Origin of the sequence: Serratia sp. J2 (assembly GCF_046269175.1) — a bacterium.
GTDB classification, from domain to species: domain Bacteria; phylum Pseudomonadota; class Gammaproteobacteria; order Enterobacterales; family Enterobacteriaceae; genus Chania; species Chania fonticola_C.
The window spans coordinates 1-8,259 of record NZ_JBKABN010000055.1 but is presented as its reverse complement, the minus strand read 5'-3'; the positions used below and the strand labels follow the sequence as shown (position 1 = coordinate 8,259).

General features: G+C 46.5%; 7 protein-coding genes. 1 reads left to right on the top strand and 6 read right to left on the bottom strand.

The features are described 5' to 3' along the window. Positions 1–28 precede the first annotated feature (28 nt). From ACKWMY_RS27415 to ACKWMY_RS27390, 6 genes are all read right to left on the bottom strand, one after another. Positions 29–748, bottom strand: a complete 720-nt coding sequence (locus tag ACKWMY_RS27415; RefSeq protein WP_409487442.1) for a LuxR C-terminal-related transcriptional regulator — start codon at positions 746–748, stop codon at positions 29–31. A 194-nt stretch (positions 749–942) separates the two neighbouring features. Then, complete coding sequence (locus ACKWMY_RS27410) at positions 943–1,938, bottom strand: fimbrial protein (RefSeq protein WP_409487441.1); 996 nt, start codon at positions 1,936–1,938, stop codon at positions 943–945. An 87-nt stretch (positions 1,939–2,025) separates the two neighbouring features. Further along, on the bottom strand, positions 2,026–4,617 hold the full coding sequence (locus ACKWMY_RS27405; protein WP_409487440.1) for a fimbria/pilus outer membrane usher protein: 2,592 nt from the start codon (positions 4,615–4,617) through the stop codon (positions 2,026–2,028). Positions 4,618–4,690: 73 nt separating this feature from the next. Beyond that, complete coding sequence (locus ACKWMY_RS27400; RefSeq protein WP_409487439.1) at positions 4,691–5,392, bottom strand: fimbria/pilus periplasmic chaperone; 702 nt, start codon at positions 5,390–5,392, stop codon at positions 4,691–4,693. A 48-nt stretch (positions 5,393–5,440) separates the two neighbouring features. Further along, a complete protein-coding gene (locus ACKWMY_RS27395; protein ID WP_409487438.1) occupies positions 5,441–5,986 on the bottom strand; it encodes a fimbrial protein in 546 nt (181 codons plus the stop codon). Positions 5,987–6,099: 113 nt separating this feature from the next. Next, positions 6,100–6,480 carry a transcriptional regulator gene (locus ACKWMY_RS27390; protein WP_409487437.1) on the bottom strand — a complete coding sequence of 127 codons (381 nt, stop codon included), beginning with the start codon at positions 6,478–6,480 and terminating at the stop codon, positions 6,100–6,102. Between the two features lie 729 nt (positions 6,481–7,209). Here ACKWMY_RS27390 and ACKWMY_RS27385 point away from each other — a divergent pair. After that, a complete protein-coding gene (locus ACKWMY_RS27385; protein ID WP_409487436.1) occupies positions 7,210–8,010 on the top strand; it encodes a transcriptional regulator in 801 nt (266 codons plus the stop codon). The last annotated feature ends 249 nt before the right edge of the window (positions 8,011–8,259 follow it).

The window sequence follows — 8,259 nt, the reverse complement described above, 5'->3', positions numbered from 1 at the left end:
TACAAAGCCCATTTTGGTTCCCAGTTCACTATTTGGTGGGAACTACTTTGTCGAATGTGTCAGATATTCGACAGACGGTACACGGTGTACGCTTACGTTGATAATGCAATAACTGATACATCATTTCTCGATTGTTACCACTCGTCAGCAGGCCGTGCAGCGAGTGGATACCCAGCTTATGTAATGCTGACTGTTTGTGGCTACTCACCGTCTTGCAATGAATACGCAATTTGTAGGCAACCTCATTAGCCGACTTCCCCTTCAACAGAAAACCCAGCACACTGAGTTCCTGATGTGTTAAGGGGGTGACTGGCGATTGAAAGGGGCAAGGTTGAACGCTTTTTGGTAACGTCAGGATCTCCGTCAAGCGCAGATGCATTTCCTTCAGTGTTATTCCATTATCCAGCACGGCGTAGACATTATTCAGCCCTAACAAATAATCCTTTAATTTTCCCAGACTATTAAGCTCCGTCATAATAATGACTCTGGCTTTAGGAAAAAATGATGCCACTGTCTTAATAATAAAAGAGAGTATTTCACTGGCATTATTTCCATTGCTCTGTAAGCCGAGAATGAAAATATCAGCATCTGGTTTATGCATTAATCGATTTAGGCTGGGTTGCAATTTTTTCTCTTCAGCTATGAGGTTGGTAGGGGTTATATCCTCAAGCTCAGCCAAAAGCGACTTTATACCTTCTCGGGTGTAGCTACAGGTATGCTGCAAGAATATATTGGTTCTTTCCCTCATGATTTTTTCCTCCTGAGATATATTTAGACGCTTTAGTAAAATTATTTCTGAAGGTGCCGCGATATATCTTCATCTCTTATGTGAATTTAAAATAATCAATAATAGTTAATTGTAAAAATGGCTTTCCCATTAGCTTGTCCAGGCGTAACAATTGAACTCGTCTGAATATATCGAGCCGACAACGGGATATCAAATTATGTTACACCGCTAGTCGGTGGCGTATAGTTATAATCCTGATTAAAGTTGAACAACGTTGGTGCTGCTGTGTAATCTCCCCAGCCTAACTGAATGCCAATGCCGCTTGCAGCTGTGGTACCAGCATTGATTGCCATTACTCCGTTGGTTGCATCAATCAACTGTGTTGCAGGTGTAAGGGATACAGATAACGCATTAGCATCACGCCCAGGGATATTAACTGTACCGTCAGTGTAATTATTTACAGTGTTTGTGGAGTAATACCCGCTAAAAGTTGGGCAGTTCTTCAAAGTAATATTAGATTTTACCCATTGTGTTGTTTTACCAATCGCACCTAGTTTGGCAATATCCCATGCACCCAGATTAACGTTAACATCGGGAGTTTCACATGTATTAGCCACAATATTTAATGCACCACTGAAATTATAAGTTATTGCTTGCCATGGGAATCCGACAACATTCGGTGTCACTTGTAAAGATATGCCAAATGTGGGTAATGACATCCCTGTGATTGCCCCTGGTGAAATATTACCAATTTTAATCAGTGAATAACCTAGAGTTAACCGGACAGGAATATTGGTCAGGTTTTGTCTTGTGCCACTCCAAACCAATACCTTACTCGTCGTTGTAGCTGCGCTTGCGGGAACCAACTGCGACCAAATAGCGATGCCTACTCCAGGAATATTGGTGGTGTAAACAGCCCCAGGAAAGGGGGAACCACTCCAGGTGGACAACGGAGAGGGTGCCGAGAGTATGTTCAGGAATTGCTGGTCAAGCCATTGAGGGCCCGCATCACATCTATATGTGGGCGTTGTTGATTGAGTAACCATCCCATTATAAAGAACCGTTCCATTAGGGCTGTCTACTCCAACGCTGACTGTCCCCGACAGAGGTACGGTAAAAACCACAGCATTATTGTCATAGGCACAAGTAAAATCTGCCTTGGCTGAAAAACTGAACAATATTGTCAGCATTAAAATAATTATATTTTTCATTCAGTAACTCCCTGCATAATAGATATGCTTAGACTCTATTCTTCCGCCCCCTAACGGAGATTAGAGGACCACATTTTTCTATGTTTGTTACTGGCACACCGAATTAAACTGTTGTATCTGGGCTTGTTTCTGCCCTTTAACAGTGGGCATCAGCAGATAATTGACAGCACATTGCATCTCGCTACCGTCGCCCCATTTCACCTTCAGTTGCCCCTTGTCTTTTGCAACACGCGCATACAACTGCCCGCCTTGGCCGACAGAGCCTACGCTGTTACCTTTGCTGTCAAACACATCGGCGCCAAAGGGGATGGGTTCACCCTGATAGGTCGCATCTACCAGAATTGGCGTACCCTGTTTGGTGTTGTATTTCACCTTCACCACCGCACCGGAGTACGGCGCCACTTTCTGGCTGCTATTGTCCAGTTCTACACTGGCCGCTGTGCCTTTCGGGTCGATGCTGATGTCGTTCATCTGGTACGGGTTCAGGTAGGGCACCAGTGCATAACCGCGTGAGTCCACTTTCACCCCCGGATACGACGAGACGTTGGCCCCTTCCGCCCCTTTGGCCTCAACCAGCGCAAAGGTATCGGAGGTATAAGGCGTAAAGGTCACGCCACCCGAATGGGCAACCACGGTGCCATTCATCCCGGCGGAGGCACTCTGATAGCCTTTGCCGGTACTGTAGGTGCCGCTCAGCGCCGTTGCCGGTGTACGGTAGTTGCCGTTCACTGACCCACTGGAGCCTACGCCTTGGTTGGCGTTCATCGCCGTCACGCCATAGCTGAGCTGGTTCTCCGCCCCGGCAGTGCCGGAAATGGTAGCCTGCTGGCCATAACGACCGGTACTGTCGTGTGACAAATCCATACGCAGCTGTGGCGTGTGGGTCTGGTCATTACGCCCCAACGGCAGGCTGAAGCTCAGCAGGTAGTTGGTTTGCGCCGTTCCCAGGCTGGAAAAACTGCGGTTGACGCTGAAACCGTACGAGAGACTCTTGTAACGGTTGTTGTATCCCATTTGATACTGCTTATCGTTGCCGTCTTTGTTCCAGTAATTCTGCAGTGAACCACTGACATACAGTTGGCCCCAGTCACCCGGTAATCCCTGACTGGCCGTAGCCGTCAGGCGATTTTTGGCGCGTGATACTGAATCGGGCGAGTATCCTTGTGCGACTGCGTCGCGGGTTTGCATCGCCGTCATAAAATCCATATAGCCGTCGGTGGAGAAGCGGTAAGCTGCCAGCGACAGGTTGCTGTTGGTTTCGCTGATAAGCTTGCTGTAGCTCACCTGATAGCTCTGCCCGCTGAGGCTGTTACCCGGCTGATGCTGACCATCTATATCGGTGCTGTTTCCCAGATGCGTCCGCGCCTGCGTCACGTCGAAAGCAATCGCTCCGATGGGAGTCCCCACGGCGGTGCCCAGTTGCAGCGCATAATAGTTTTGGCTGGCCTGCAAACCACCATAACCGGTGATGGCGTTGGTTAACCCCAGTTGATAGGTGGCCTGGTACAGGGCCGGTTTTTCACGCAGGTTATCGCTGCGCACTTCACCAGCGGTCACCGAATAACGGTATGACCCTGGGCGCAACAGTTGTGCCACCGAGGCATAGGGCACTTTGAAGGTTTGCACCGTGCCATCCGATTCACGTACTGTCACATCAAGATCGCCACCGTAACCGGTAGGGTACAGGTCATTAATCAGAAACTCGCCCGGAGTGACGGTGGTTTCATACAATACCTGGCCACCCTGTCGCACGGTGACCCGGGCGTTGGTGCGCGCAATCCCACGGATATCCGGCGCGTAACCACGCAGGGATTCCGGCAACATACGCTCGTCACTGGCCAGTTGGATACCGGAGAACGGCAGCGTGTCAAACAGTTGGCCGGTGGTATTCGACTGCCCCAGTAACATCCGTCCCTGGATCTGCGGAATATCGCGCTGCAGATAGGTATTGAGGTTGCTGTATTGGCTGGGTCCGTTATTCATCTGGCTATAGGAGCCATTATGCCGCAGGTACCACGCCCCCACGTTCAGCCCGGCATTCACCCCGGCAAACAGGGAGTTGAAGGTGGTACCGTGTGACTTGCTGGTATAGCCATTGACGTTATAACCGAGCAAAAATGCGGGTACGCCGCTATCCCATAATTCCGGGCTGACGGTACCCCGGGCAGTGCTCAGCATATAGACCTGAGGAATAAGAATATCCAGGCGTTGCTCGCTACTGTCGAAATTAACCTGCGCCTCTGGAAGCTTATGTTGCAAGTCTAGGCATTGCTCTTCGCTACCTGCCGGGTGCAAAAAATCTTTGGGTAATTTTTCGTAATTAAAGGCGATGTTTTTAATCAGGTCGTGGGTCAGGCAGGGATACACCGATTTATCTGCCCGCGCCTTGAATTCAATATCAATATTGCTGATCGGTTGATTGTTAACATAGACGGCGGTCTTATACACACCGGGCAGCGCCGAGGAGCCATTGGCAAAACGGCTGAGGTCAACCGATTTAGTATCATCAACATTCAGGAAAGAAGGATCGAACTCCACATTCTTCGCGATGGCTATCGGCGTATTAATCGTATCAACGTCGTTTCCCGCGATTGCGCTGCCGGCAAACAAGGTCGACAGGATAGCCATGGCCAGAGGAGATAAACGGCTCTGGATATTGTATTGCAAAGATTTTGACATAAGACGTCCCTTCAGGAACACACTTCCCAAATAATGATGATGCTGCTTAATAATACTTACGGGTGGATTGCCACTATTTAATCATGACCTCGAACTTATTGACTGCCCCGTAATCATTAACGAAATCGCCGGACAGGGTATTGCCTGCCTGCCCAGGTAAATTAAAGGTCATGGTGGCACGCGGTGCGATCATCTCTCCTTCAATTTTTTTGCCGTTGAGCGTCAGGCTGACCAGCGACACATAATATGGCGTCGGGTTCGAGGCCTGAATACTGTTGCCTTTTGCACTCCAGATCACCGCTTTGGCGGCATCATTGGCATTGCCTTGCAGCCCAACCGGGCGGTAAAACAGCTTGATGCGTGAGCGGAAGGCCATCTGCAGGCGGTTGTCTGCCGCTTTCGCTGTATTTTTAGCCGGTACTTCCAACACGTTGAGCCAGAATACCGACTCTTTATCCATGGGGAGTGCGGCTCCGGTATAACTGATCCGCAACGTCTGGCCTTTGCTGGGCTCCACGCGGTTCATCGGTGGGGTCAGTACAAAAGGCACCTGGATAGCGGACGGCTTGGCATTGGCGTCACCCTTGTCGATCCAACTCTGGATCAGCACGGGCGAAGGGCCGACATTGCTGAGCTTAACGCTGACTTCTTTGGCATCAGAAGGGTAAATTACCCGCGTTCCGCTGATCACCACGCTGGCCAGACTGCTGGTGCTGAATAAGGCAATGGCAGCCAATCCAAACGTTTGACGAATACTGCATGAGAGAGATTTCATAATACACTCCAGGAGAACGGGAGAGGACGCTCCTCTCCCGAAAACCCATTACTTGTACTGAATTGAATAGACGACACTACTGACTACCGTACCGGCCGTGGTCGCGCCATTGGCGTAATATTCCACGGCGTATGGCAGGGTAGCGCTACCGGTTGAAACATCCACATAGGTGGTATTCAGCGTTTGATCCTGGTTGCCCACATTGATTACCGCCTGAGATGCACTTGAACCATCACGCAATTGCAGACTCACGTTAGTCGCGGTACCTGTCATGTTGTTCAGATGACCGGTGATCAGGTCAACAGAGGGACCGGCTTCAAAGAAGGCAGACGCGGTCTTCAGCGTGCCGGCACAGTTATTCAGTGCCATGTTGAACCCGGTACGGCCAGCGGTTTGGGTAGCAGCGGTCAGTTGGTTGGTACCTACTGTTGGCAGCACCACGGTCGCATCTGCGGCCTGGCCGTCGACCACGACGTCACAGGTATTGGCGGTCAGTTCACCGTTAAAAGTGATGGTGCCTGTGGAGGCTGCCTGAGCCAGGCTAACAGAACCCAATACAGCTGCGAGGGAGACAACGATTGCTAACTTTTTCATATATATTCCTACTTACCCAGTGTTATTAAACCATTATAATATTCATTAAAATGGCGTGCTTGATATCCATGAAATATGGATATATGTATTCGTTCTGTTAAAACAGAATAAAACTACCCAACGAATATGGGTAATACGTTGTGGTTACCTACAAAATATCCAATGCCGTGAGCATTTGAGATGAAGTCCTCTGAAATTCCAATGGAAGCCAGTTTATTTCTTAATGCTTTTATTAAGTACCATAATCGTTGGTCTGAGGGACTGGATTGACTCTCTTTCCACACCTTTTCCATGATGTCATTTTTTAAAATGATGGCACCCGGCTCATTACTCATTAACAGCAGTAATAAGCGCATCTGTGTCTCATTAAGGGTGACAACCTTAAAAAGCATGGCGTGATCGGCAGTCTCTGCGCGGTAACGCACGAGTCTTTTATTGGCAATATCGAGTTGGATGTCTTCATTGAGCAAAAAACCATAAAGTCTATTTTCCATATATGTCTCGGATTATTGTTTCGCTTTAAGCAAAAAAAAATACCAAGCCTCCATTTATCGACGCATTATAGAACTTGTTAACCCTTTGGCAATTTATTCAGAATTAATGTAATCCAGCAGTAAATTGCCTTTGGTTAGTTTTTTATTTCAATAAAATTACATTTTATAGTATTTAAAGCTATTTTTTTGTTGTTGCACCTGAGTTACGAAAAATCAAGGTACTTTTTACACTGATGGCAGCTTCATAGTTATATGTTTTGAAAGTTAAAACATAACGATGCAAATCACTGCTATAATAAAATTATCATTGTTTATCAATTGATTACCTCACACCCTCCTGGGTGAAAATCATCGATTGTTAAAAAGTAAAAATTTATTTCAGTCTTGCTATCCTCGCTAGCGGTACTTTGCCCAAGGCTCTTTGCCATGGTGCAGTCCGGCTTGCTGCTGAGATAAATAATAGTGGTTTTATTGGTTTATTCTTAGTGAATTAATTTTATTCATTGATTTCAGGATGAATGCCGTGTTTTCTCTATGTTAGAAGTGAATTGTGAACGATAAAAGAGAGATTCTTAGCCTCTCTGTGTTGCGCGAAGAAAAGGTGTTAAGAAAATCGTATAACATTATGATTTTTTTATATAAAATGGATTTTTATATGGAGAGTGTTTTTTCTAACTATACTTAAGAACAGGAAATAAGGTGTGTTATTTTTGCTATAGGTGATTGAAAATGAAAAATAAATATATAATCAATGATGTGGTGATCTATAACGCAGAGCAACACCGACTGGTACCGACAGGGGTTAGGGGAAAAGAAACGGTTTTAAACGTTCCTGCGAGTCGCTGTTTACTTTTATTGCTACAGCAGCCTGGCGTGAGTATTCATCAACAGGAGTTTTTCAGTGAGGTCTGGGAAAAACATGGGCAGTGTGTTAACGCTAATACGTTTTATCAGAATATCTCTTTGATAAGGAAGGCTATTCGTAATGCAGGGATAAGGAATTCAGTCATCAAAACCATTCCTAAAGTTGGGCTGTGTTTTACAGGAACCGTTCAGGTTATAGAGGAGGAACGCGCTAGTGCTGTATGTTCAGAACCCAAAACTGATGACACCATTCAAGTCATAGACACAAATAGCGAAAAAACGGCAGTAAAAACGCAGTCGCTCACTTTTCTGAAAAAAATAAAAGGTATCAATGTTATCGTTTTTTCACTATTTCTATTTGCCTGCATCATTCTATTAACTTCTGGCCAATCACAAAGTGCCCGTTTTTTTTCAACGCATACGAAAATTGCCAGTGAAAACCAATGCTCTATTTATATAGATAGAGGCGAATTAATGAGTAATTACAGCCAATATGTCAATTTTCTGAGCGCAAAGGAGGTGGTTTGTAGCCCACATGAGTTTATCTATATCGCAAACATCTCGGCACTCAGTGACACATTGATTCTATTTTGTGAGACGAGTGAGGAAGAGAAACTTAAGTGTTCCACGCGTTTTAAGCTCGCTGATATCAAGCCTGCTTCTTGAGGCTATGTGTGCATATTCTGGCCGATCGTGAACACTCATTCTCCCCCTGTGTCAGCATAGTTATCGCTTCAATTTTTAAGGAGAATTGCTATGCCGGCACATGCTGTACCAATTGATGTGAAAGAAAAGGGAGTAATGTGGCTCCAGCCTCCCTATAGCTGGTCTGTTAGACACATTGCACAAAAACTGGCTCTGAGTTCTTCCGTTGTTGCAAAATGGAGGCTTGAACTGGTGGCGCAAGGTTTATTG